The sequence below is a fragment of the Thalassotalea piscium genome, from assembly GCF_030295935.1.
Lineage (GTDB): Bacteria > Pseudomonadota > Gammaproteobacteria > Enterobacterales > Alteromonadaceae > Thalassotalea_B > Thalassotalea_B piscium.
Genome location: NZ_AP027362.1, coordinates 1 through 26,710 on the forward strand (window position 1 = coordinate 1; position 26,710 = coordinate 26,710).

Annotated in this window: 22 protein-coding genes; 15 read left to right on the forward strand and 7 right to left on the reverse strand. The window is 36.8% G+C overall.

Annotated features, from left to right (window positions below):
- The first annotated feature begins 300 nt into the window (after window positions 1-300).
- The 6 genes from dnaA (at window position 301) to glyS (ending at window position 9,497) form a co-directional block, all read left to right on the forward strand.
- The gene (dnaA, locus tag QUD79_RS00005) at window positions 301-1,659 is read left to right on the forward strand and encodes a chromosomal replication initiator protein DnaA (RefSeq protein ID WP_184424309.1); all 1,359 of its coding nucleotides are present in this window, start codon (window positions 301-303) and stop codon (window positions 1,657-1,659) included.
- Window positions 1,660-1,688: 29 nt separating this feature from the next.
- Entirely contained in the window at window positions 1,689-2,792 is a 1,104-nt protein-coding gene (gene dnaN / locus QUD79_RS00010) for a DNA polymerase III subunit beta (protein ID WP_184424310.1), read from the forward strand.
- Window positions 2,793-2,795: 3 nt separating this feature from the next.
- Complete coding sequence (gene recF / locus QUD79_RS00015; protein WP_184424311.1) at window positions 2,796-3,884, forward strand: DNA replication/repair protein RecF; 1,089 nt, start codon at window positions 2,796-2,798, stop codon at window positions 3,882-3,884.
- Between the two features lie 10 nt (window positions 3,885-3,894).
- Window positions 3,895-6,339 carry a DNA topoisomerase (ATP-hydrolyzing) subunit B gene (gene gyrB / locus QUD79_RS00020; RefSeq protein ID WP_184424312.1) on the forward strand — a complete coding sequence of 815 codons (2,445 nt, stop codon included), beginning with the start codon at window positions 3,895-3,897 and terminating at the stop codon, window positions 6,337-6,339.
- Window positions 6,340-6,510: 171 nt separating this feature from the next.
- Complete coding sequence (gene glyQ / locus QUD79_RS00025; protein ID WP_184424313.1) at window positions 6,511-7,425, forward strand: glycine--tRNA ligase subunit alpha; 915 nt, start codon at window positions 6,511-6,513, stop codon at window positions 7,423-7,425.
- A gap of 2 nt (window positions 7,426-7,427) precedes the next feature.
- Window positions 7,428-9,497 carry a glycine--tRNA ligase subunit beta gene (glyS, locus tag QUD79_RS00030; protein WP_184424314.1) on the forward strand — a complete coding sequence of 690 codons (2,070 nt, stop codon included), beginning with the start codon at window positions 7,428-7,430 and terminating at the stop codon, window positions 9,495-9,497.
- A gap of 48 nt (window positions 9,498-9,545) precedes the next feature.
- On the opposite strand, the gene tusA is transcribed toward glyS, so the two are convergent.
- The gene (gene tusA / locus QUD79_RS00035) at window positions 9,546-9,791 is read right to left on the reverse strand and encodes a sulfurtransferase TusA (protein WP_184424339.1); all 246 of its coding nucleotides are present in this window, start codon (window positions 9,789-9,791) and stop codon (window positions 9,546-9,548) included.
- A gap of 119 nt (window positions 9,792-9,910) precedes the next feature.
- Window positions 9,911-10,762: an SPOR domain-containing protein gene (locus tag QUD79_RS00040; protein ID WP_184424315.1), complete on the reverse strand. Its 852-nt coding sequence runs from the start codon at window positions 10,760-10,762 to the stop codon at window positions 9,911-9,913.
- Between the two features lie 163 nt (window positions 10,763-10,925).
- Here QUD79_RS00040 and QUD79_RS00045 point away from each other — a divergent pair, with 163 nt between their 5' ends.
- From QUD79_RS00045 to QUD79_RS00065, 5 genes are all read left to right on the forward strand, one after another.
- On the forward strand, window positions 10,926-12,848 hold the full coding sequence (locus QUD79_RS00045) for a transglycosylase SLT domain-containing protein (protein ID WP_184424316.1): 1,923 nt from the start codon (window positions 10,926-10,928) through the stop codon (window positions 12,846-12,848).
- Between the two features lie 64 nt (window positions 12,849-12,912).
- Window positions 12,913-14,232 (forward strand): Xaa-Pro dipeptidase, encoded by a 1,320-nt coding sequence (gene pepQ, locus QUD79_RS00050; RefSeq protein ID WP_184424317.1) that lies wholly within the window; start codon window positions 12,913-12,915, stop codon window positions 14,230-14,232.
- 7 nt (window positions 14,233-14,239) lie between these two features.
- Window positions 14,240-14,851, forward strand: a complete 612-nt coding sequence (locus tag QUD79_RS00055) for a YigZ family protein (protein WP_184424318.1) — start codon at window positions 14,240-14,242, stop codon at window positions 14,849-14,851.
- A gap of 83 nt (window positions 14,852-14,934) precedes the next feature.
- Window positions 14,935-16,326: a TrkH family potassium uptake protein gene (locus QUD79_RS00060; RefSeq protein ID WP_221435180.1), complete on the forward strand. Its 1,392-nt coding sequence runs from the start codon at window positions 14,935-14,937 to the stop codon at window positions 16,324-16,326.
- A 241-nt stretch (window positions 16,327-16,567) separates the two neighbouring features.
- Window positions 16,568-17,362 carry an NF038132 family protein gene (locus tag QUD79_RS00065; RefSeq protein ID WP_221435178.1) on the forward strand — a complete coding sequence of 265 codons (795 nt, stop codon included), beginning with the start codon at window positions 16,568-16,570 and terminating at the stop codon, window positions 17,360-17,362.
- A gap of 62 nt (window positions 17,363-17,424) precedes the next feature.
- On the opposite strand, the gene trkA is transcribed toward QUD79_RS00065, so the two are convergent.
- Genes trkA through def form a run of 4 tightly spaced genes read right to left on the reverse strand, consistent with a single transcriptional unit; the run spans window position 17,425 to window position 21,637 of the window.
- Window positions 17,425-18,804, reverse strand: a complete 1,380-nt coding sequence (gene trkA / locus QUD79_RS00070; protein WP_184424320.1) for a Trk system potassium transporter TrkA — start codon at window positions 18,802-18,804, stop codon at window positions 17,425-17,427.
- Window positions 18,801-20,096 carry a 16S rRNA (cytosine(967)-C(5))-methyltransferase RsmB gene (gene rsmB / locus QUD79_RS00075; RefSeq protein WP_184424321.1) on the reverse strand — a complete coding sequence of 432 codons (1,296 nt, stop codon included), beginning with the start codon at window positions 20,094-20,096 and terminating at the stop codon, window positions 18,801-18,803. Before rsmB ends, trkA begins: the two co-directional genes overlap by 4 nt.
- On the reverse strand, window positions 20,096-21,070 hold the full coding sequence (gene fmt / locus QUD79_RS00080; protein ID WP_184424322.1) for a methionyl-tRNA formyltransferase: 975 nt from the start codon (window positions 21,068-21,070) through the stop codon (window positions 20,096-20,098). Before fmt ends, rsmB begins: the two co-directional genes overlap by 1 nt.
- Before the next feature lie 54 nt (window positions 21,071-21,124).
- Window positions 21,125-21,637: a peptide deformylase gene (def, locus tag QUD79_RS00085; RefSeq protein ID WP_184424323.1), complete on the reverse strand. Its 513-nt coding sequence runs from the start codon at window positions 21,635-21,637 to the stop codon at window positions 21,125-21,127.
- 116 nt (window positions 21,638-21,753) lie between these two features.
- On the opposite strand from def, the gene QUD79_RS00090 reads away from it, so the two are divergent.
- From QUD79_RS00090 to QUD79_RS00105, 4 genes are all read left to right on the forward strand, one after another.
- Window positions 21,754-22,884 (forward strand): LysM peptidoglycan-binding domain-containing protein, encoded by a 1,131-nt coding sequence (locus tag QUD79_RS00090; protein WP_184424324.1) that lies wholly within the window; start codon window positions 21,754-21,756, stop codon window positions 22,882-22,884.
- A gap of 30 nt (window positions 22,885-22,914) precedes the next feature.
- Window positions 22,915-24,045, forward strand: coding sequence for a DNA-processing protein DprA (dprA, locus tag QUD79_RS00095; RefSeq protein ID WP_184424325.1), 1,131 nt, complete (start codon window positions 22,915-22,917; stop codon window positions 24,043-24,045).
- Window positions 24,046-24,054: 9 nt separating this feature from the next.
- Window positions 24,055-24,528 (forward strand): DUF494 family protein, encoded by a 474-nt coding sequence (locus QUD79_RS00100; RefSeq protein ID WP_184424326.1) that lies wholly within the window; start codon window positions 24,055-24,057, stop codon window positions 24,526-24,528.
- Between the two features lie 409 nt (window positions 24,529-24,937).
- Complete coding sequence (locus QUD79_RS00105; protein ID WP_184424327.1) at window positions 24,938-25,495, forward strand: DNA topoisomerase family protein; 558 nt, start codon at window positions 24,938-24,940, stop codon at window positions 25,493-25,495.
- Window positions 25,496-25,537: 42 nt separating this feature from the next.
- On the opposite strand, the gene QUD79_RS00110 is transcribed toward QUD79_RS00105, so the two are convergent.
- Complete coding sequence (locus QUD79_RS00110; RefSeq protein ID WP_184424328.1) at window positions 25,538-26,698, reverse strand: 5-(carboxyamino)imidazole ribonucleotide synthase; 1,161 nt, start codon at window positions 26,696-26,698, stop codon at window positions 25,538-25,540.
- Window positions 26,699-26,710: the final 12 nt, after the last annotated feature.

The window sequence follows — 26,710 nt, forward strand, 5'->3', positions numbered from 1 at the left end:
TCCACAGTTTTTTAACAATTATTTTTTTCTAGCCATAAAATTTATCAATTTTACTCGTTTAAATACCAATTTTTCAGCACTTTTCTCGCCTAGAATATATTCTTTTATATTATTTTAATCCAATAGATACAGGCCTTAGATCAATTTATTTTTAAATATATACAAGAATTTAAAATGTCAATATTGATGTTGTGGATAACTAGGGTGATAATAGCAAAAATAAAGAATAATTAATATATCCTCAACCTACTTTTATTGTAATGTTTCTTATTATGTAGTGTTGTTGCTAGGAGCTTTTGCTTGGATCATTCACTTTGGCAACGATGCCTTTCAATTTTACAAGAAGAATTGCCTGCGCAGCAATTTAGTATGTGGATCCGTCCTCTTCAATGCGTTGTTAATGACAATATTATGACATTATATGCACCTAATCGTTTTGTTCTTGATTGGGTTAGAGATAAATATGTTAATAGAATTAATGAGTTAGTCACTCTTGATGATAGCGGCAACCCACCTTTATTAAGATTCGATGTTGGTAGCATACCTAATACACCAACTAATTTAGATACTTCTACAGCTACTTCGATGTTTGCACCGGTCAATAAGCCGCGTCAAGAGCCTGAAACCAATTTACCTAAGACTACCAATGTCAGGGGTAAATATACTTTTGAAAACTTTGTTGAAGGTAAATCTAACCAATTAGCAAGGGCTGCGGCATCTCAAGTTTCTGATAATCCTGGAACTGCTTATAATCCTTTGTTTATTTATGGTGGTACTGGTTTAGGTAAAACACATTTGTTACATGCAGTAGGTAACGGTATTCTACTCAATAAACCTAATGCAAAAATAGCTTACATGCATTCAGAACGTTTTGTACAAGATATGGTTAAAGCACTGCAAAATAATGCTATTGAAAAGTTTAAACAATATTATCGTTCTGTTGACGCTTTGCTAATTGATGATATTCAATTTTTTGCTAATAAAGAACGTACTCAAGAAGAATTTTTTCATACCTTTAATGCCTTGCTAGAAGGCAACCAACAAATAATTTTAACCAGCGACCGTTATCCGAAAGAGATAGATGGTGTTGAAGATAGATTAAAGTCTCGTTTTGGTTGGGGACTTACTATTGCGATAGAACCTCCAGAACTTGAAACTCGTGTGGCTATTTTAAAACGTAAAGCGCAAGAAAGTCATATTAACCTTGCTGACGAAGTAGCCTTCTTTATTGCTAAACGATTACGTTCTAATGTGCGTGAATTAGAAGGTGCTTTAAACCGTGTGATTGCCAACGCAAACTTCACTGGAAGGGCTATAACTATTGAGTTTGTTAAAGAAGCTCTTAGAGATTTACTCGCTTTACAAGATAAACTAGTGACTATAGATAATATTCAACGTACAGTAGCTGAATACTATAAAATTAAAGTGTCTGACTTGCTCTCTAAACGAAGAAATAGATCTGTTGCTCGACCAAGGCAAGTTGCTATGGCATTATCTAAAGAATTAACCAACCATAGCCTTCCTGAAATCGGTGAGGCTTACGGTGGGAGAGACCATACAACGGTTTTACATGCTTGTAGAAAAGTTAAAGCACTCCAAGAAGAGTCTCTCGATATAAAAGAAGATTATTCTAATTTAATACGTACACTTTCATCATAGTTTAAAAGGCATATTTAAATAGGTTTCACATGAAGTTTTCACTCAATAGAGAATTATTACTTAAACCGTTATTACTTGTTTCTGGCGCGGTAGAAAGAAAGAGTACATTGCCAATACTTGGTAATATATTGTTAGAGGTTAGTGAACAGTCACTTACCTTAACGGCTACCGATTTAGAGCTAGAAATGGTATCTTACGCTATCGTAGAGAACCAAGGAGATGATGGTAAAGTAACAGTTCCTGCACGTAAATTGCTAGATATTTGTAAAGGTCTACCTGATGGTGCGTTAATTACCTTCGAAACCGACAATGATAGTATTAAAATTACTTCTAATAGAAGTAAGTATTCATTATCAACTTTACCTGCTATCGATTTTCCTAATATTGAGCAGTGGACAGGTGATGTTGAATTTAAATTACTCAAGTCTGAATTACTTAGGTTAATTGAAAGTACCCACTTTTCAATGGCTAACCAAGATGTTCGTTATTATTTAAACGGAATGTCCATTGAAACAGAAGGCTCCGAAATAAGATCGGTTGCTACTGATGGGCACCGCCTTGCTATTTGTAAGATAAATAATGACTCTTTAGCATTGCCTTCCAGACAAGTTATTGTGCCTAGAAAAGGTATTTTAGAAATTATTCGTTTACTTGACCCTGTCGATGAAGAAATCTTGATTTATTTAGGCTCTAATCATATCCGTATAATTGATAGTGAATTTTCTTTTACTAGTAAATTAGTCGATGGACGTTTCCCTGATTATCGCAGGGTATTACCTCGAAATGGCGACAAATATCTTCATACAGATAAAGAAAGTTTAAGACAATTACTTTCTCGCGCTTCTATCTTATCAAACGAAAAGTTTAAAGGTGTGCGTTTAAACTTTTCTAACACTGATTTAAAAATTACAGCTAATAACCCTGAACAAGAACAAGCAGAAGAAATTCTTGAAATAGACTTTCCATACGAAGAAGTTGAGATTGGTTTCAATGTAAATTATGTCCTCGATGTTTTGAGTGCTATTAAAGACTCTAAAGTTAAGTTTACCCTAGCTGATGCTAATAGTTCAGTTGTTATAGAAGGCGATGAATCTAACGAAGCTTTGTACGTTGTTATGCCCATGCGTTTATGATGAATGAGTATAGTAAAATTAACCACAAATAATTTTAGAAACCTAGATAATGCAACATTAATTCTTCACCCTGATCTTAATTTTTTTATTGGTGAAAATGGTAGTGGCAAAAGTAGTCTACTAGAATCTATCTTCTTTTTAGGTCACGGTAAGTCATTTAGAACTTCGAAGACAGAAAATGTAGTTCAATTTGACCAAACTAATTTTGTTGTCAGTGCACTTAATTGTGATAATAAACGATTTGGTTTGCTCAGGGATACTCGAACGGGTAGTACAGAAATAAAAATAGACGGAGTTAAACATTCAAAGTTTTCTGAGTTAGCACAAAATATTGCTGTACAAATTATAACGCCTGAAAGTTTTAAGTTGTTTTTCGGCGGCCCAAGAGAAAGACGGCGTTTTGTTGATTTAGGTATGTTTCACGTGAAACATAATTTTTCAGAGCTTTGGAAAGAGTTTACACAAATACTCAAACAGAGGAATGCGTGTTTAAAAAGAAACATCCGTGGACAGCAGTTTGATTATTGGACAGAACAATTTTGTTTTATTTGTAATACAATTGCACAGTTACGGTATGATTACTTAAATCAAATAAAAAATGAGTTAAGCAAATGGCTTGAGATTCTGTTACCAGATTATACAGATGATATTACTGTAAGCTACTTACAAGGGTGGAATAGTAAAAAAGATTTATTAACAATTCTTAAACAGAATGAAGAAAGAGAATTTGAAAAGGGGCATAGTTTATTTGGTGCTCAGCGTTTCGATGTAAGATTTCAATATAAAGGCTTAGCCGTAGAAAATTTATTATCCCGGGGACAGCAAAAGTTGTTTTTACTGGCTTTAACTTTTACACAAACAAAATTAATTGAACAAGTTAAACGAGTAAAACCAATTTTACTGATAGATGATATAGGTGCTGAACTAGATATACATTCTAGAATGGCTTTTTATCAATCGATAAGTGAAGTAAATTGCCAGATTTTTATTTCGGCAATAGATTATCAAGCTTTGGAACCTATAATTCCGAGTGATAATAATTATAATATGTTCCACGTGAAACATGGAAAGATTTCAGCAATAAGTAAGTAGGCTAAATGCTATGACAATAGAAAATGAATATGACTCGGCCAGTATTAAAGTACTTAAAGGTCTTGATGCAGTAAGAAAACGACCAGGTATGTATATTGGTGATACAGATGATGGAACTGGTTTACATCATATGGTTTTTGAGGTTTTAGATAACTCTATCGATGAAGCCTTAGCTGGACACTGTAATGATATAACCATAAAAATTCACCTTGATGGCTCAGTTTCAGTTAAAGATGATGGCCGTGGAATTCCAACAGAATTACACCCTGAAGAAGGTGTATCAGCAGCCGAAGTTATTATGACAGTATTACATGCTGGTGGTAAGTTCGGTGGTGAGGATTCAGGATATAAAGTATCTGGTGGATTACATGGTGTAGGTATTTCAGTAGTGAATGCATTAAGTAGTAAACTGAAACTAAATATTCGTAGAGACGGAAAGCTATTTGAGCAGATATATCGAACAGGTGTTCCTGAGGCTCCGTTGGCTGTAGTAGGTGAAAGTGATAAAACTGGCACTGAAGTTCGTTTTTGGCCAAGCAGTGATACCTTTTCTGATATTGAATTTCATTACGACTTATTAGTGAAAAGAATCAGAGAACTTTCTTTCCTTAATTCTGGTGTATCAATTCGATTAATTGATGAGCGTGAAGAGGGTAAAGAAGATCACTTTCACTTTGAAGGTGGTATACAAGCATTTGTAGATTATTTAAATACCAATAAAACACCAGTTAATGAAGAAATATTTTATTTTGATCTTGCCAGAGATGATGGCATCGTTGTTGAAGTTGCTATGCAATGGAATGATGGTTTCCAAGAAAATATACATTGCTTTACTAACAATATCCCCCAAAGGGATGGTGGTACGCATTTAAGTGGCTTTAGAACAGCACTTACACGTACGCTAAATAGTTACATGGTTAAAGAAGGTTTAAATAAAACTAAGAAAGGTGGCACTACTGAAACGAGTGCGTCAGGTGATGATGCTAGAGAAGGTTTAACAGCCGTAATTTCAGTAAAAGTACCTGATCCTAAATTCTCTTCACAAACAAAAGATAAGCTAGTTTCATCAGAAGTAAAAACAGCTGTTGAACAAGCTATGGGTGAGAAACTTGGCGAATATTTATTAGAAAAACCAGCTGTAGCACGCACTATTATTATGAAAATTGTAGATGCAGCAAGAGCTCGTGAAGCCGCTCGAAAAGCACGTGAAATGACAAGGCGAAAGGGTGCTTTAGATATCGCAGGCTTACCTGGAAAATTAGCTGACTGCCAAGAAAAAGATCCGGCGTTGTCTGAACTCTATATTGTGGAAGGGGACTCTGCTGGCGGTTCAGCTAAGCAGGGACGAAATCGTAAAAACCAAGCTATTCTTCCACTTAAAGGTAAAATTTTAAACGTAGAAAAAGCGCGTTTTGACAAAATGATATCTTCACAAGAGGTAGGCACATTAATTACCGCTTTGGGCTGTGGCATTGGTAGAGATGAGTATGATCCTGATAAATTAAGATATCATAGCATTATCATTATGACCGATGCTGATGTAGATGGTTCTCATATTAGAACGTTACTACTGACATTCTTTTATCGTCAAATGCCAGAAATAATGGAAAGAGGGTATATCTATATTGCTCAACCACCTTTGTATAAAGTGAAAAAAGGCAAGCAAGAGCGTTATATAAAAGATGATGAAGGTTTAACTGCATACTTAACATCATTAGCTTTAGAAAATGCAGAGATACATGTTAATGAATCAGCACCGGCAATTTCAGGGTTAGCTTTAGAAAAGTTAGTGAATCAGTATAGAGCTACCATGACAACTATTAAGCGTTTATCTCGACAAATACCAACAGATATTTTAGAGAAAATGGTTTACGGTTTAACAATAACGCCAGAAGACTTTTCTAATAAAGAAAAAGTTACAGAATGGGCTGATGAGTTAGTTAACCAATTACAGAATCAAGATGGTAATGGCTCTATTTACTACGGTAGTGTAAAGCATGATTCTGAACGTAATATCTATTATGCAAGCTTTAACGTTCGTAAACATGGTATTGATAATATTTACAATTGTAGTTATGACTTTATACAGTCTGAAGAGTTTGCTGCAATAAATAGCTTGAATCTAGCAATTAACGGGTTAATGGAAGACGGTGCATATGTTAAGCGTGGTGATAAAACTAAACAAGTTAGTACTTTTATTGAAGCACTAGATTGGTTAATGGCAGAGTCTAAGCGTGGTCAATATATCCAACGTTATAAAGGACTAGGCGAAATGAATCCAAGTCAGTTGTGGGAAACAACAATGGATCCGTCTACACGACGTATGCTGCAAGTTACAATAGAAGATGCTATAGCCGCAGATCAATTGTTCACTACACTGATGGGTGACCATGTTGAGCCTCGACGTGCATTTATAGAAGAGAATGCATTGAAGGTAGCTAATTTAGATATATAGTGTGCTGAAATAATAATAAAAACACCCGGACATCAAATGTTCGGGTTTTTTATTTTAGTAACTTATATTTGAGTAAAAACTCAAAAACTAGAAGTAGCTACTAGGCTAAAATAACGTCAACCGTTATAATAACGGTAATAATATCAAAAAATTTATAAATAACGGGTAACCATGAATACGTTTAATATAAAAACCTTTCAAGGGTTAATTTTACAGTTACAAGATTATTGGGCTAGACAGGGTTGTGTAATAATACAGCCATTAGACTTAGAGGTTGGTGCTGGTACATTCCATCCTATGACGTTTTTAAGAGCTGTAGGTCCTGAACCAATGAGTAGTGCGTATGTACAACCTTGTCGTCGCCCTACAGATGGTCGATACGGTGAAAACCCAAACCGTCTTCAGCATTACTATCAATTTCAAGTGATGTTAAAACCTTCACCAAAAAATATTCAAGAATTGTATTTGAATTCATTAAAGGAGTTAGGAATAGATCCGTTAGTGCATGATATACGCTTCGTTGAAGATAACTGGGAATCACCGACGTTAGGCGCTTGGGGCTTAGGCTGGGAAATTTGGTTAAATGGCATGGAAATAACGCAATTTACGTATTTTCAACAAGTGGGTGGTTTGGAGTGTGCACCAGTAACAGGTGAAATAACTTATGGTTTAGAAAGATTAGCTATGTACATCCAGAACGTAGACAGCATTTATGACTTAGTTTGGACCGATGGACCTATGGGTAAAGTACTCTATGGTGATGTTTTTCATCAAAATGAAGTTGAACAATCAAAATATAATTTCGAACATGCTGATGTTGATGCACTATTTACTCAATTTGACCAATGCGAAAAAGACAGTGAAAAGCTAATAGCAGCTGGACTAGCACTACCTGCTTACGAACAAGTTATGAAAGCATCTCATGCCTTTAATCTATTAGATGCGCGCCATGCAATATCAGTGACCGAAAGACAACGCTATATTTTAAGAGTTAGAGCACTTTCAAAAGCCTGTGCTCAGGAATATTACAATACTAGAGAACAGTTAGGGTTTCCGCTGTGTAAACAAGAAGCGGCAGGGGAATAATAATGTTAAAAGAAACATTACTGATTGAGTTAGGTACAGAAGAACTACCTCCGAAGTCATTGAAAAAATTAGCAATAACCTTCTATCAACAAATACAGCAGCAACTTGATGAGTCTGGATTAGTTTATGGCGATATTAAATGGTTTGCTACACCAAGACGTTTGGCGGTAAAAGTAGACAAATTGTTGGGTAAACAACAAGATAAAGAAATTGAAAAACGCGGACCAGCAACCAATGTTGCCTTTGACGCAGATGGAAATCCAAGTAAAGCGGCAATGGGTTGGGCAAAGTCTAATGGAATAACCATTGAACAGGCAGAGCGCTTAACAACAGATAAAGGTGAATGGCTTTTACATAAAGCTTTACAACCTGGTAAAACTATACATGAATTACTTCCAAAAATGGTGAGTAATGCATTGAGTAAACTACCAATACCAAAACCGATGCGTTGGGGCAGTGGCAGGACACAATTTATCAGGCCAGTGCATACGCTAACGCTATTGTACGGCAATGAGATTATTGCAGCTAACATATTGAATGTTGAGGCTAGTAATGTTGTTACAGGTCATCGCTTTCATCATGAAGGGTTAATTAAGTTAGAAACCGCAGATAGTTATGAAAGAGTATTAAATGAAGCCTACGTACAGGTAGATTACCAAGCAAGACAAAAGTTGATAGTAGGTGAAATAAAGAAAGCTGCACAACAATTGCAAGGGCATGCATTAATTGATAATGAATTGTTAGAGGAAGTTACCTCGTTAGTAGAGTGGCCAGTAGTATTAATAGGAAGCTTTGATAAAGCCTTTTTAGAAGTACCAGCAGAACCGTTAATATACTCAATGAAAGACCATCAAAAATACTTTCCAGTGAGTGATAAAAAAGGTAATTTGTTGAATCAATTTATTTTTGTTACCAATATAGAAAGCAAAGCACCTGAGCAAGTGATATCTGGCAATGAAAGAGTAATACGACCTCGCCTAGCTGATGCTGAGTTCTTTTACAAAACAGATAAAAAATACGCGCTTGAATCTAGGTTGAAAAGCTTAGAGTCTGTTTTGTTTCAAAAACAATTAGGTACTGTTAAAGCAAAGTCTGAACGGATAGCGTCTATCAGTAAACATGTAGCAGGTTTACTTAACGAAAACCAGGAACAAGCTTATAGAGCAGGCTTGTTGAGTAAAACAGATCTGATGACAGATATGGTGCAAGAATTTCCACAAGTTCAAGGAACGATGGGAAAATACTATGCTGAACATGATGGTGAAGATAGTGAAGTTGCGCAAGCCTTAGAAGACCAATATCGCCCAAGGTTTTCAGGCGATGTTTTGCCACAAGCAAATATTGGCTGTGCTGTAGCTGTAGCAGATAAAATTGACACGTTAGTGGGAATATTTGGAATCAATCAACCTCCAAAGGGGGATAAAGATCCATTTGCATTAAGAAGAGCTGCAATTGGCTTAATTCGAATTATTATTGAAAAAGAACTGGATTTAGATATTGCTGATTTAGTGTCTAAAAGCATTGAGTTGTATGGTGATAAGCTAAGTAATGATAATACCAAAGAGCAAGTATTAAACTTTGTTTTAGGACGTTATAAGTCACATTATCAAGAACAGAGCATATCAATTGATGTAATTCAAGCGGTACTAGACAATGCACCAACTGAACCTTTAGACTTTGACAAGCGGATAAGAGCGGTTACACACTTTAAAACATTACCCGCTGCAGAGGCTTTAGCGGCAGCAAATAAAAGGGTGGGTAATATTCTTGCAAAGTTTGATGGAGTATTAGCAGACTCGTTTGATATCAATTTAGTTGAAGATTCAGCAGAAAGTGACCTAGCAAATGTTTATAGTCGTTTAAGTGAAAAACTATTACCAATGATGAAAACGAAAAACTATCAAGATGCATTAACCGCGTTAGCAGAGATTAAGCAACCTATTGATCTGTTTTTTGACAAGGTAATGGTGATGGCAGACGATGAGAAGGTTAAAATTAATCGGTTAACATTACTTAATCAAATTCGAAATAGCTTTCTAGCAATTGCCGATATTTCGGTGTTACAAAGCTAAATTAAGTTACTATTTTTAATATTAAAAGAGAAGCATTGCTTCTCTTTTTTATTGTCCTTTTTTAATTAAGTACTGATAAGGTTTAGTATTCGTTTGGCTAGCGAGTAAAGTATGCTCCATGAACTGACAAAAGCTAGGTACATCACGCGTGGTGGCAGGATCATCTGCAACAACCAACAATAAATCACCTGTGTTAATTTCACGTATTTTTTTTCGTATAAGCATTACGGGTTCTGGACAGCGTAAGGTTAAAGTATCTAATTGATGATCAGCTTGTTGAAATTGTGTTTGAATACTAGTCAAAGTCTTTACCCGAGTGAGCTAACACCATACTAACAAAAAGTATGATCTAATTGGTGATGGATGTATGAGCGACACATTTTACCGCGGAAAAATAAGTTAGACAAAGTTTTCTAACGTTGTTTAATTAAATTAGAAATATTATGGTTGTGTTTCAGGTCAGTACTGATGTGTTGAGCTTCAATGTAACTATTAAAACTTGGTGAATAAATTCGGTATAAACCACTAGCTAAAACAACCTTATAATGCGTAAAATATGGGTTTACTTGTAAATTCTGTAACACATTTTCGGCATTACTTTCGATGGTAAATGCCCCTAGCTGAATAACCCAACTGTGTTTATCCTGCTTAAAAGATTGATTATTAATAGCTGATGACACGACAGAGGCAGACGACGTCGGTATATTATCTATGGAACGTTTAGATATACGAGTATGCGCTTTAATCGAAGAGGCTGTGGTACCAAATAGATAATTCAAGCCCAGAAAAAAACTGTGGTTACTACCAATTACCTGTTTTTGAAAGTAACTAGTTTGACCAGCTTCAAGGTGTAAATTTTGGTTGATTTTGTATTCAAGCGCTAATGTTAAATAGGGAGATACACTTGATTTTTCGCTAAATAAATCATTTGATGATTTTAATACATAGCTTGCACCGCTTGAAAACTTTATTGAAAGCTTTGGACTATATTCCTTTATAAAAACAGCACCAATACTGAGTAAAGATTGTTTACCACTGGTAGTATTAGAGTGGGTATTAGTGTTAATAGTGTTGGTGTTAATCAAAAGCCCTTCTAACGCAAAGGATGGGTTGTATTGCCATTGATACTTTAATGCGATACCAGGTGTACCTTTTTGTTGAGTATTTAAAGTTGAATACGCTCCAACACTATGAAGATTTTGGCCATAGGCTTTACAAATAAGAAGAAGGGAGATTAACAAAGAGGTAAATAAATACTTATGCATATATAAATGCCTTTTTTGTTTTATTTTACGCTTGAAACTATTGTGGTGCAAATAGACTTATTCGTCAGATAAAGATCAAAGAAACCGATAATAATATACCAATTCACTTGCTTTGTTATGCACTGATGCATAACCTTATAGTATGTATTTCAATGGTGAACATATGTCTAAAAATTTAATTAATTTGCTACTTTTTATTTTGACTTTTCAGACTTTTGCAGTCGTAGCAAACCCTGACGCATCGCTATTATTAAGAAATAAATTTGAACAAGCTGATAGACTCGTTTGGGACGCAAGTTCTCATGACTATCAGGTGCTCTATAACGAGTTACATTATTATCCGTTACAGCCTTATCTAGATCAGAAACGATTAATGTACAAAATGAGGCTTTCTGATCATGCAGAAATCGCTGAGTTTTTAACTAAATATAAAGGCTCTCCTTTAGATTGGCCATTACGAAAAAAATGGCTTTACTACCTTAAGAAAAACAATCGTAAACGCCTTTTTGTTGAATATTATCAGCCCACTACTGATGTGACATTAACGTGTCAATATTATCGCTATAAGTTGGATTTAGGGACAGATAAAAATGAAGTGTTACCTAAAATTACCCCACTATGGGTTGTTGGAAAGTCTCAACCAAAAATTTGTGATCCGTTATTTTCTTTGTGGCAAAAGGCAGGATACCGAACTAATGAACGTATTTGGGAGCGATTAACTAGGGCTGCTGATGGAGGTAATCATACATTAATTCCGTATTTAACTAATTTACTTCCCAAAAACGAGCAATACCTTGGTAAATTGTGGCATAAGGTACGTAGAGATCCTTCAATCGTTGCTAAATCTACTTACTTTTCTAATAAGTCAGCTAAAGAAGCTGAAATATTTGCTTATGGTATTAAACGTTTTATTTGGCGCGATCAAAATAGGGCGTTAAAAGCTTATGAACAAGCAAATAACGTATTCAAATTTAGTGATAAGCAACAGCAAGAAATAGCATTAAAATTTTCATTAGCGCTGGCGAGTAAACAACATGAAAAGGCACAATATTGGTTACGAAAAATAGATGATGACAATCTAACGAGTCGAATTTCCCAGTGGCGTATAGCTGATGTATTACGTAAGCAAGACTGGCCAAAAATTGAAATTGAATTGAAGTCTTTTCCTTTATCTCAACAACAAACGAGTCAATGGAAATACTGGTACGCTCGAAGTTTAATGGAAAGTAATAAACCAGATGAAGGCATTAAGATATTACAAAGTTTAGCTGAAACACGCCATTATTATGGCTTTTTAGCTGCTAGTGTAATTAATGTCCCGATAAATTATCAAAATAAGCCAATATCTATTTCCGAAGCTGAGCGAAGCGGAGTATTCAAGCATTTAGCGGGTAAACGTGCTTTTGAATTATTTCATTTAAAACGTTTCCATCATGCCAGAATAGAGTGGAACTTTTGGATGAGTAAGCTTAATAACAGAGAAAAGCTAGTAGCAGCAAAACTTGCCAACGAAATAGGCTGGTATGATCGTGCTATTTTTGCTTTGTCGCAGGTGGGTTATTTAGATGACGTAGATTTAAGGTTTCCTCTGGCATTTAATGATGAGATTACACTTCATGCGAGTAAGTATGCTATTAGTCCTGCCTGGGCATTTGCTATTACCCGTCGAGAAAGTTCTTTTATGAGTGATGCTAACTCACCTGTTGGCGCCAAAGGATTAATGCAAGTTATGCCTGCAACCGCAAAACAATTAACCAGACGTAAGCGCATTAGTAATAGTTATTTATTTAACAGTGAAAAAAATATAAATTTAGGGACAAAGTACTTAAAAAAATTACTCGATAAACATAGGGGTAATCAGGTTCTTGCTACAGCAGCATATAATGCGGGTCCATATCGTGTAGGGCGCTGGTTAAAATCAGCTGATAACTTACCCGCTGATATTTGGATAGAAACTATTCCATTTCATGAAACACGTGAATATGTGAAAAGTGTGATGGCGTATGAACAGATCTATCAAACTAAAGTAGGCCAACCGGTACATATTTTCGACAAGCTCATTAACATGAATATCACCCAGCTTTGACACAGCTACTGAAGTGTAAAATGGGCTATGTTATGATGGCAAAAATTTTTTGTGGACGTATTTTATGACAAGTTTATCAAGTTTATATCCAGCGCATATTCAAGAGCTGCAACAGCGTACTAAAATAGCGCTCAAGCGCGAAAATTTACAAGGGCTTGTGATCCATTCTGGGCAAGAAATTAAAATTTTCCTCGACGATAACTCATATCCATTTAAAGTTAACCCCCATTTTAAACATTGGCTGCCTCTCGTTGATATTCCTAATTGTTGGTTAATGATTAATGGAGAAGATAAACCTGTATTAATTTATTATCAGCCCGTTGATTTTTGGCATAAAGTAACTCCGTTAACGGATAGTTATTGGAATGATTACTTTGATATTAAAGTGCTAACTAAAGCCACAGATGTTGAGAAATTGCTCCCCTATGATAAAAAAGGTTTTGCTTATATTGGTGCGCATATAGAGGTCGCAAAAGCGTTAGGGTTTGATAATATTAATTCTGAACCTTTGCTTAACTATATTCATTATCATCGAGCTTATAAAACACAGTACGAACTTGCTTGTTTAAGAAAAGCTAATGCATTAGCTGTTTCTGGCCATAAAGCAGCACGATTAGCGTTTTTATCAGGTGCAAGCGAATATGATATTCAACAAGCGTATTTGAAAGCAATTGCGCATACAGAGTCTGAAACACCGTATGGCAACATTGTTGCACTTAATGAAAATACCTCAATACTTCACTACACCGCTTTAGACCGAAGTGTACCGCAGGCTCATCGCTCTTTTTTAATTGATGCTGGTGCAAATTTTAATGGATATGCTGCTGATATAACACGTACATATTCCTTTAAACGTGATAGGTTTTCTGAGTTAATCGCTCGAATGGACCAGTTGATGTTAGCAACTGTAGACGGTTTAAAGCCTGGAAAAAGCTATGTAGACTTACATATAGAAGCCTATAAGCAAATAGCAAAAGTATTAGAAGAGTTTGGTATTATTACTACGGATGCAGATACCGCAGTTGAAACTGGCGTCGTAAGTACCTTTTTTCCTCATGGATTAGGTCATCACCTTGGATTACAAGTTCATGATGTAGGCGGTTTTATGGCCGATGCTCGTGGAACACATGTTAAGCCACCACAAGCACATGCTTTTTTAAGAACCTCTAGAGTTGTTGAAACTAATCAGGTTTTTACTATTGAACCAGGCCTATATTTTATTAATTCACTACTTAAAGATCTAAAAGACTCTGCTCATACAAAACTTATCAATTGGGAAGTAGTTGAAAGCTTTAGACCTTTTGGCGGCATTAGAATTGAAGACAATGTTATTGTGCATCAATCTCATAATGAAAATATAACACGTGACTTAGCGTTAAATTAATTTATTAATGTTAGCACCTTATCTAGTTGCAGCTGATAGCGTAGAAGATGAGACGGTTGTTAATAAAAGCCGGTTTATTTGCTACCTATCACCTTGTCAGTCTAACGAGGCTGCAAAGACCTTTGTAAAAAGCATTCAACAATTACATCCCCAAGCTAGCCATCATTGCTATGCCTTTGTGAGCGCTCATCCATTGGACAGCCAATATTATGGCTTTTCTGACGATGGCGAACCTTCGGGTACTGCTGGGAAACCAATGTTAATAGCTTTACAAGGTAGTGACATTGGAGAAGTGTGTGCTGTGGTTGTTCGTTATTTTGGTGGCACTAAGCTCGGCACCGGCGGGCTTCAAAGAGCCTATGGGGGAAGTGTTAGACAGGCGCTGACCCTATTGCCAACAAAAACAAAAATTCCTATGGTACATAAAACGTTGACATGTCACTATACTCACATTAATGATGTATTACATTCACTTGAAAGGCTTGGTGGTAAAGTAGTGTCTGAGGACTACCAAGCAGAAATTGATTTAGAAATTTCGTTACCTGAAAACTCTGTAGCTAAGTTTAAAAGCAATATACAAACTTTATCGTCAGGGCTTTTAGTGCTTAAAGATAAATAATCGAAAAAGATGAAATATTAACCGTGCAAATTAAAAATATTGTTCGAATTTTAGGTTTATTGGTTGCGTTATTAAGCCTGACTATGCTCGTACCTGCAATGATCTCTTTGATATATAGAGATGGTGGCGGTGTTTCATTTTTAATGTCATTTGTTTTCTGTTTAATCACGGGTCTTATTTGCTGGTACCCATTTCGTAATGAAAAAGGTGAATTAAAAGCACGAGAAGGTTTTTTAATTGTTGTACTTTTTTGGACTGTACTTGCTAGCTTTTCTGCAGTGCCTTTATTGCTACTTGAGTCACCAAATCTCTCTATTGCAGATGCTTTTTTTGAGTCCTTTTCTGGTTTAACTACTACCGGCGCAACAATACTGACTAAAATTGATGGTTTACCACACGCTGTATTATGGTACCGCCAGCAGTTGCAATGGCTTGGAGGGATGGGGATAATTGTACTCGCTGTTGCTATATTGCCAATACTTGGCGTTGGTGGAATGCAGTTATACCGTGCAGAAACTCCTGGGCCAGTTAAAGATTCGAAAATGACACCGCGAATAGCAGACACTGCTAGGCATTTATGGATAATTTATGTAACGCTTACCGTTGCATGTGCTCTTAGTTATTGGGCTGCAGGAATGAGCTTGTTTGATGCTATCTGTCATTCGTTTTCAACTATCGCAATTGGTGGGTTTTCTACACATGATGCCAGTATGGGCTACTTTAACAGTCCATTGATTAATTTCATTTGCGTTCTCTTCTTATTGATCGCGGGGGTAAACTTTGCCCTACATTTTGCAGTAGTTAAAAGTCGCTCTTTAAGAAATTATTTTTACGATCCTGAGTTTAAGGTGTTTTTGGCTATACAGTTCAGCTTAACCTTAATTTGTTTTGTGGTATTACTTATAAGTGGTGTGGCTGAATCAGGGTTTGAAGCGTTTGACTTAGCTTTATTTCAAGCGGTATCTATTGGCAGTACGGCAGGGTTTGCGACTACTTCTTTTGCTGACTGGCCAACGCTTTTACCTGTATTGCTAATTTTTGCGAGCTTTGTCGGTGGTTGTGCCGGTAGTACCGGCGGTGGCATGAAAGTGGTTCGTGTAATTTTGCTTTATTTACAAGGTCTACGAGAGCTTAATAAATTAGTCCACCCTAAGGCAATATTTACGATAAAGCTAGGCAACAAAGCGCTTCCTAATCGCGTTGTTGAAGCTATTTGGGGATTCTTTTCTGCTTATGCAGCAGTATTTGTTATTTGTATGCTGTTATTACTTGCTGCAGGAATGGATGATATTAGTGCTTTTACTGCTGTTGCTGCATGTTTAAATAATTTAGGCCCTGGCCTGGGGGCTGTGGCTGCAAACTTTGCTGATATTAATGACTTTAGTAAGTGGGTACTGATTATTGCGATGCTTTTTGGGCGATTAGAGATATTCACGTTATTGGTGTTATTTACACCTACTTTTTGGCGCTCATAATTATTTTATTTCTTAAACTTATCCATATATGCAATTTATCGATAATTTAAAGGCTTAGAAATAAGCATTGATTATAGTGAGTGGTTTTCCCTTTAGAGTGTCAGCTTTTCTTACACTGTATTTTGTTTTAGGCCTCTTATGTTTTTATCTGCTTGTTATTTATAGTTTATTTATTTTGGTTTGCTTTTTGCTTTGTAAAGCTTAAGTAATAGAGTTAATACCTAGAAAGGATAAAAGTATTATGAATATAAAAAAAATAGCGTCGTTAAAAGTTGTTGGAGCTGTGTTTGCTACAGCATTGCTATCAAGCGCTGCGAATGCATCAATGATTTTTGACTCTGGTATACCAAGCGGTTGGAGTTGCACAGGTAATTGTGGAACATCAGGTGCAGATGGCGATATAACATCTTCACCAATAGGTGGTAATTACGGCTGGGTTTCTACTGAAAACGGTGAATATAATACGAATTTAAGCATTGGTACTGACGAAACAACAGGAACAATTTTACAATCATCATTATTTTCCGCAAATGCAAATGATGATCTTAACTTCTTTTTTAATTATGTAACCTCAGATGGTGCAGGCTTTTCTGATTATGCATGGGCAAGACTGCTAGATAGTTCTTTTAACCAAGTGGCGATGCTTTTTACAGCCCGTACGCTAGAAACTGGTACTATTGTTCCAGGTCTTGATATGCCACTTCCTGAGGCAACGTTAACACCGGGTAGTGTTGATATTATTAGCGGCGCGCCAACATGGAGTCCTTTAGGGGGGAGTTCAGGGGACTGCTGGGATAGTGGTTGTGGTTATACTGGCTGGGTTGAATCAAACTTTAAAATTGCCTCAGCAGGTAATTTTTATTTAGAATTTGGTGTAACTAATTGGAATGATGAAGACTTTCAGTCGGGCTTGGCATTTGATGGAATCACTGTTGGCGGTGTTGTGGTAGGTGAGCCCCCTGTATCAGTGCCTGAAACTGGCACGTTAGCGTTATTCGGTTTAGCATTAGTCGGTTTGCTAAGAAGAAAAAAATAAGGGTAAACTCTTAATTAGTTATCAAGAAGCCAACGTTAAGTTGGCTTTTTTGATGGTTAATATTAGTAAAATTTTAGCGGGTCTACATAAAATAGTTTTTCAACTTCGTGTATATACTTTTTACTGACTAAAAATAATACAACATTATCTTCAGCCTGTATAACCATAGTAGAATGAGAGATTAACACTTCATTATCGCGAACAATGGCCCCTATTGTTGTGCCTGGTGGTAGTTTTATCTCAGAAATAGCTCTACCAATAACTTTAGATGATTTTTCATTTCCTTTTGCTACAATTTCTAAAGCCTCAGCTGAGCCGCCTCGTAAACTATAGACATTGTTAATACTTCCACGTCTAATATGGGTAAGTAACGCTGAAATCGTCGCATGTTGTGGTGATACAGCTATATCAATATTGCTGCCGTGTACCAAATCGATGTAAGCACTGCGCTGAATTAGCACCATGGTTTTACGTACACCAAGTCTCTTGGCAAGCAGTGATGACATTATATTAGCTTCGTCATCATTGGTTACTGCAATAAAAACATCGAATTGGTCGATATGCTCTTCCATCAGTAGCTCTTGATCTGATGAGTCGCCTACGAAAACCAAGGTTTCGTTAAGTTCAGAGGCGAGATAGGCTGCACGTTTAGGTGAGCGCTCAATCAATTTCACTTGATGGTTATGCTCTAACATGCGTGCTAAACCTGAACCAATATTACCGCCGCCAGCGATCATTATTTTTTTATAAGCGGGTTCTAACTTTTGAAGTTCATTCATTACGGCACGAATATGAATTGTTGCTGCAATAAAAAATACTTCATCGTCAGCTTCTATTACCGTAGTACCTAGTGGTCGAATAGGTTTACCATTTCGATATATTGCCGCTACACGTGTATCAATGTTAGGTATGTGTTCGCGTAAGGTTGAAAGGGCATGTCCAACTAACAATCCACCGTAATAAGCTTTTACCGCAACTAAACTGACTTTACCTTCAGCAAACTCTAACACCTGTAAAGCGCCAGGGTAGTCAATCAAGCGCGCTATATCTCTGGTGACTAACTGTTCGGGTGCAATTACATGATCAACAGGAATGTTTTCTGGTTGAAATAATTGCTCTTGGTATTTTAATATTTTAGAGGAGCGAATGCGGGCGATTTTTGTTGCTGTGTGAAATAATGAATAGCATATCTGACAAGCGATCATATTAGTGGCATCATCGCTAGTTACCGCGATAACTAATTCAGCATCTTCAGCGCCTGCTTTTTTTAAAACATCAGGGTGGGAACCTTGACCTGTTACTACTCGCAGGTCCATTTTATCTTGAAGCTCACGCAAAGTTTCACTGTTGATGTCGATTAATGTTATATCGTTTTTTTCGCCGACTAAGTTCTCAGCTAAAGTTCCGCCAACTTGTCCGGCACCTATAATAATTATTTTCATGAACTGTGGTTTTTCTTTTTAATTAGCGCGTAATAAAAGCCGTCCATATTGTTCTCACCTGATAGTATCTGCCAGCCAATACTTTGATTCTGATTAATTTGTATTAACTCAGCATCAGCTGTTTGGTTAATAAAAGCTTGTATTTGCTGACTGTTTTCTTCGGGTAAAATACTGCATGTTGCATAAAGCAAAGTACCATTGGGTTTAAGTAAAGACCAACAGTTTTTCAATATTTCTTGTTGTAACTTAGTAAGAATATCTATATCTGTGGCTTTACGTAGCCACTTTATATCGGGGTGTCTACGAATAACACCAGTACCAGAGCAGGGCGCATCAAGTAAAATACGGTCGAACTTTTCACCATTCCACCAGTCTTGTTTTGCCGCATCTGCAGTAATAACTTCTGCCGTTAAATTTAGGCGAGTTAAGTTTTCCTGTACACGAATCAAACGATTTTCTTCAATATCAATAGCTGTCATTTTACCAATATCAGGGGTAAGTTCTAATATATGACATGTTTTTCCGCCGGGTGCTGCGCAACAATCTAAAACATTATCATTTGGTTGGCAGTTAAGTAATACCGCCGCTTGTTGTGCTGCTCCGTCTTGTATCGAAACATGCCCTAACTCAAACCCAGGCAGTTTATAAACATCAACGGCTTTTGTTAATAATATCGCGCCAGACTTATCATCAACGTTAGAGAAGTTAATACCTGCCTCAATAAGTAAGGCTAAATATTCTTTAATATTATGGTGTTGACGGTTAACTCTGATCCACATAGGTGGTTTTATTTGATTTGCGGCTAAAATACGCTCCCAGTCATTTGGGTAACCTATTTGTAATTTTTTAATAAACCAACCAGGGTGATTATATTTTATTGCATCAGGTAGGGTGCTGTTGTCTTCGTTTGCTTTTTTACGTAAAAAATTACGTAAAATGGCATTTACTAACCCTTTTAAATGATTACATTTTAACGCAGGACATGCTGCAACTGTTTCAGCAACACATGCATGATCAGGAATGCGCATATATTTTAGCTGATATAGCCCAACGAGTAGTAAAAAATGTGCTACTCGTTGTTTACCAACTAAAGGCTTATCCATTAAAGAACGAACTTCATACTCTAATTCAGGTAGAACACGTAATACGCCGTAGCAACACTCTTGCAATAAAGCTTTATCTTTGGGGTCTATTTTACTAATTTGTAATGGTAACTCATCGGATAAGCTTCGCCCTTTATCAATAACAGCGAAAATACACTTAGCGGCAGCGGCTCTTATATTGAGTGCCATTATTGTATGTTTCCGTTGATGGATTCGCCAATTTTAAACCATTGCGCACGAGAGTTTAAAATATCTTGGCAGGGTAGCGCTTTTTTACCAGGGAGTTGCATTATTTCAAGCCTAAGTGCGTATTTTGCAGTAGCGACAACAATACCATTTTTATCTGCAGATAGGATCGTACCAACGGTATTATTATGTTCTACTCTTTCAACACTTGCTTGCCATACTCGTGTACGATGTTCGGTTTTATTTTGGTCGATATATGTAAACTGTGCTACAGGCCATGGTATATAAGCCCTAAGTTTTCTATGCAAGGTAATCGCTGGTAATTGCCAATCTAATTCAGCTTCAGTTTTGTTTAATTTAGCGGCATGGGTTGCTTCATTATTATTTTGGGGTGTTCGAGTGTGCTGTCCTGTTGCCATTAGCGCTAAAGTTTCGAGTAATGCTTTAGGGCCTAATTGAGCAAGTGTTTCGTAAATGCTGGCGCTAGTATCTTCAATTGTAATTGGGCATGTTGCAATTAAAATCATATCGCCAGTATCTAACCCTTTATCCATTTGCATAATGGTAACGCCGGTTTCGGTATCTCCAGCCTCAACTGCGCGCTGAATAGGTGCTGCACCGCGCCATTTTGGCAAAATTGAACCATGCACATTAATACAGCCTAATCGTGGGGTATTTAATATAACTTCTGGTAGTAGGAGGCCATAGGCAACAACAACCATTACATCTGCCTGATAGCTAGCAAGAGTTGCTTGTGCAGCACTTTCTTTGAAGTTAACCGGTTGCTCTACCGGCAAACTATGGCTTAAAGCTAATAATTTTGTTGCGCACGAGGTTAATTTTTTGCCTCGACCAGCGGGTTTGTCTGGTGGGCAATAAACAGCAACAACATTATGATGAGAATCAATTAGTGCCTGTAAATGCTGGGCGGCAAAGTCTGGCGTACCGGCAAATATAACGTTTAAAGGTTTAGTCATAAGTTAAGTGTTCAGTCTCAGGTTATTAGTTGTTCTGTTATTAATCATTGTCAGCTAATTATTGTCAGCAAGTTTTGCTTCTTTCTCTAGTTTCTTTTGGATACGATTTCTTTTTAAAGGAGAAAGGTAATCAACAAATAAAATACCTTTTAAATGGTCTAATTCATGCTGAATACAAATACTTAATAATTCTTCTGCATCTAATTCAAAGGGAATACCATTAATATCTAAAGCTTTGACAGCGACTTTAGTATGCCTATCAACCTTTGCGTAACACCCAGGAACCGACAAACAACCTTCTTCATTGATCATTGTTTCATCATTGCGCCGAATGATTTCTGGGTTAATAAGGACATAGGACTGCTCTTTGTTTTCTGAAACATCAATAACAACAATTTGCAGATGAATATCTACTTGGGTTGCAGCTAAGCCAACACCATTTTCATCATACATAGTATCAAACATGTCACTTACTATGTTTTTAATCTTGTCGTTTACCTCTGTTACAGGCGCAGCTTTTTTTCTTAATCGTTGGTCTGGAAATCTTAATACAGGTAATATAGCCATAATTGTTTAAAATAGTCGCGAATTTTCGCATAGAGTGTTATGTTTCAATTTTAGCCATTAAATTAGATTAATAATAGTGGTTTAGGGTAAATGCTAAAAAGAATAGGCAGGTAGGCATGATAAAAAAAACAGTATTAACGATAATTTGCTTTCTTTTGCCCAATATTGTCTTGGCGGACGAGGTTTTATTACAAAAGAATGCGCCTAGTAAATATGTGGTAAAAAAAGGGGATACACTTTGGGATATTTCAGGTGTATTTCTTGAGCAGCCGTGGCTATGGCCGAAAATATGGCGTTTGAACCCGGCGATTGAAAATCCACATCTTATTTATCCAGGCGATGAATTAAGGTTGGTGTATGACGAAAATGGTTTACCCATGCTAGTTAAAGCCGATGATCACTCTGTTTCTTCACCAGGGGAGCCATCAAAAAGTAAACCTGCATATAAATGGTCACCAACAGCGCGTGTTGCACTAAAAGATCAAAGCCCAGTTTCTTCACTTCCATTGCATGTTATTGCTCCGTTTGTGAAGTACGATACTATTTTATCTGTTGAGGACGTAAATGACTCTCCTTATGTACTTGGTGGTGAAGAGGGCTATAAATCGAATATTGATGGTTTTAAAACTTATATAAATGGCGATTTAGATGTTGGTAAGTCTTATGCAATTTATAAAAAAGGGCGTGCAATTATAGACCCTGAAACCGAGTTAGTTATTGCTTATCATGCCACTTTAGCTGGTACAGGCAAAGCGTTGCGTAGAGGTAATCAAGAAAACAAAGAACCCGCTACGCTTTTTGTTGAAGGTGCCACCCGTGAAATTAGAGCGAGTGATATTTTAAAGCCTGTTAATGAAGGCCAATTATTGCCATCATTATTTACGATGCAAGATCCGGTTGCGGATGTTAGTGGTAGTATTATAGAAACCTCTTCTGGCTTAAGGGAATTTGGTAAGTTAGAGGTGGTATATCTTAATCGAGGGTCTGAAGACTTAATTAGGCAAGGTGATATTCTTGCTGTAAAACGTTTAAGTCCTGGTATTATCGAAACGGATAAAGGTCCTGAATATGTTAACGCGACGTCGCGCTGGGTTAAAATGGCGTCTGATAAAGACTCAGAATATAAAATGCCAACTGAAACTATCGGTCAGATGATGGTATTTAAAGTATTTGATAATATTAGTATGGCGTTGATATTGAACTCTGAAAAACCACTAAAACTTCAGGATACTTTTTCAGCACGTTAATTTATACGCTTGATCTTAGGGAGAAGACAAGTGAAAACACCAAAGTTATCAAGCCAGCAACGAGAGAACTTTCGTTACTGGCTTGCATTAAAATTAGTACCACGCTTATCGGTGCAAAAAAAGCTTGAGTTAGTTGCTTTATATGGCTTAGTAAAGTTATTTTCTGATCTTACTATTATCGAAAATATTGGTCTAACCTCTGGGCAAGTTCAAGGCTTTACCAATCCTAACTGGCAAAAGATTGATTCCATTATTGAGCAAACTCTTGGCAATGACGCTAAAATCGTTACTATTGACGATGCAAACTATCCGCCGTTACTAAAACAAATATATGATCCCCCGCTTGTTTTATTTATAAAAGGTAATATAGAAAACCTTGTAAAAAATCAACTAGCATTAGTGGGTAGTCGAAGTGCAAGTATTCAGGGTAGAGAAACTGCAGAGCATTTCGCACAAGAGCTTGCAGAATATGGTGCGGTTATTACTAGTGGTCTAGCGTTAGGTATAGATGCTGCGGCACATAGGGGTGCATTAACTGCAAATGCGCCGACAGTAGCGGTAATTGCTACAGGAATTGATAAAGTTTATCCGTCAAGGCATAAAGTGCTAGTTCAAAAAATTTTAACCGCTGGTGGGACTATTGTTAGTGAGTTTTTGCCCGGTACACCACCTAAAGTAGGACACTTTCCTAAACGAAATCGAATTATCAGTGGCATGAGTTATGGTGTACTGGTGATAGAGGCTGAATTAAAAAGTGGCTCGCTGATCACTGCGCGCAGTGCTTTAGAGCAGAATAGAGAAGTGTTTGCTGTTCCTGGCAGTATTTACCATCAAAACGCTTTAGGCTGTCATTGGTTAATTAAACAAGGTGCTAAATTAGTTGATCAGATTGCCGATATAGTGGAAGAACTAGAATTTTTAGCTGAAAATAGTCTAAACTTAAGTAGAAATAAAGAGATAGAAAAAGAGTCTAAAAAAAGTTGTGTTCAAAGCTTGTGTAACGACCCATTGTTAGCTAGTGTGGGATATGAAATCACTCCCGTAGATATTGTGGTTTCTCGGAGTAAACTACCCACAGATGTAGTGCTAACCCGATTAACAATGCTTGAGCTTAGAGGTCTGGTTTCTGCGGTGCCAGGAGGCTACCTTAAAATTAAATAGGGGCTAGTTATGTTTGATATCTTGATGTACCTTTTTGAAAACTATATTCATAGTGAAGCCGAGGTAATGGTTGATCATGACATACTCACCGATGAATTAACCCGCGCAGGTTTTCATCAAGACGAAATATATAAAGCACTCACTTGGTTAGAAAAGCTTGCAGCTTTACAAGACACAGATGCTTATCCATATTTAACACGTGTAGGGCGACAATCTTTCAGAATTTATACTGCTGAAGAAAAACAGTTGCTTGATGTTGAATGTCGTGGCTTTTTACTGTTTTTAGAGCAAGTTAATGTACTTGATTTTACGACTAGAGAAATGGTGATTGATAGAGTGATGGAGTTAGATACAAAATTCTTTTCTATTGATGACTTAAAATGGGTAGTGTTGATGGTGTTATTTAATGTACCGGGCAAAGAAAATGCATACTCGCAAATGGAAGATTTAATATTTGATGAGCAAGAAGGCCCTTCACATTAGTTTATAATAAAATCATTAGGTTAAATTTGCTAAGCCAACCTAGGGCGTGTTGAACTTTGTTGTACATTTTTGCAGCGATTTATTTGGTGTTTATACAAGGCTTAACTTATGTAATGGGGTTGTTCCTCATAAATAAGTGAAAACGCCGTAGAAAAACCAAAGAGGCGCTGTCCTAAGGATGCGTTTAAACATGATTTACTTTTCGTTGCCTACACGGAAGTAGGTACTTAGCGTGAGCAGGACGCGGAAGCTGTCTAGCTCATTTTGTAGAATACTACACTGTATTCGCTACCCCTCAATTAAATCATGTTTAATTCGTACAAAATTTGTACTCGAAAGATCAACACGCCCTAGGTGTATTATGGCATAATAACTTTAGTGTATTTCAACTATAGCTAGACCTTATCTCATGTCAAAACCAGACGACAAGTTATTTTCACAACATGAACATGCGCTTGAAAAAGAGTATGAGCTTTGCCCTTTATGTGGCAATGAGTTAGTGATTAAAAATAGCAAAGCAGGCGCTTTTTTTGGTTGTAGTACATACCCTAGTTGTGAGTACACGCGTCCAGTTGTTGAGCATGAGCGTGTTGAAGATAAAATATTGATGGGCAGTGAATGCCCTAAATGTCAGAGTCAACTCGCAGTTAAGCAAGGACGATATGGGATGTTTATTGGCTGTAGTAATTTTCCGCAATGCCGTCATATTGAAGAAACACACCATCATGAAGATGCTGGTGTTGCATGCCCTAAGTGCACTAAAGGACAGTTGATTGAGCGAACTAATCGCTATGGTAAAACATTTTACTCTTGCGAACAGTACCCAAAATGTAAGTTTATTGTGAATAATCAGCCTGTTAAAGGTGTTTGTCAGCAATGTGGATTTAGCTTGTTACTAAAAAGGCAAATGGCAGCGGGTGAAAAGCTGCAATGCGCTCAGAAAAAATGTGGCCATTTTCAAAGCTAAAAAAAGCGAGATAAACTCGCTTTTCTAAAGGTAAATTTGTTTTTATTGAGAGGCCTTTGCTAATAAATTTTCTGCAAATTCACTCAAATCAGGAAAACTTTCTTTATTTAATAATGAAGAAATTCTCACTAAACGTTCAGCTAGTTCAAGTTCAGTTTGACCGCATAAATTAATATGTCCCATTTTACGACCTGTACGTTTTTCTTTGTCGTACCAATGTAAAGCGACGGTCGGAATAGTAAATATTTCCTCAGGAATATCGTCTTCACCAATAATATTAACCATGGCTGTTGGGCGTATTAGCTGAGTACTTCCTAATGGTAGCCCACAAATGGCACGTAAATGATTTTCAAATTGGCAGGTATCAGCTCCTTGCTGAGTCCAATGACCTGAATTATGAACGCGCGGCGCAATTTCATTAACCAGTAATTGCTCACCAACTTGGAAAAACTCTATCGCTAATACACCGGTATAGTTTAGTTTTTCTGCCAGTTTACTGAAAACTTCGAAGGCTTGTTGTTGCAACTTTTTATCAACTGAAGTAACAACTGACACACTTAATATACCGTTAGTATGATGATTTTCTGTTAGAGGGTATGCAGCCATTTCACCTTTAGAATTGCGAGCACCAATGATAGAAACTTCTCTGTCAAAAGGTACCATTTGCTCTGCAATAATACCTTGTGGTATTGAAGACGAAGCATTGTTGATAAATACAGACATTTCTTGCCAAATAGTATCTGCTTGCTCAACATCTTTTAATCGCCATTGACCTTTTCCATCATAACCTTCCAATGCACTTTTGAATATTATTGGTAATTGGAGTGATGTAATCGCACTATCAAAATCGGCTTTGTTTTGTATAACTACATATTTGGCATTCGCAATATTACAAGAATCTAGTAATGACTTTTCTAAACGTCGATCCCCACCAATTTTTATTGCTTCACTACTTGGTAGTAACTTTCCTGAAGCTTCACAGGTTGCTAGCGTATTATGGGCAACATGTTCAAATTCAGCTGTGATCACATCACATTCAGCAATGCCTTGATTTAAATCACCATAAATATGTTCAGGATCTATAGGAAGAACCACATTATTGGTGCGTACATCAAAAGCTTTAACATCCATGCCTAAAGGGGCACCTGCTAAATCCATCATTCGGGCCAATTGGCCTGCGCCTAATACTAGAACTTTCTTCATTGGAGAGCTTTG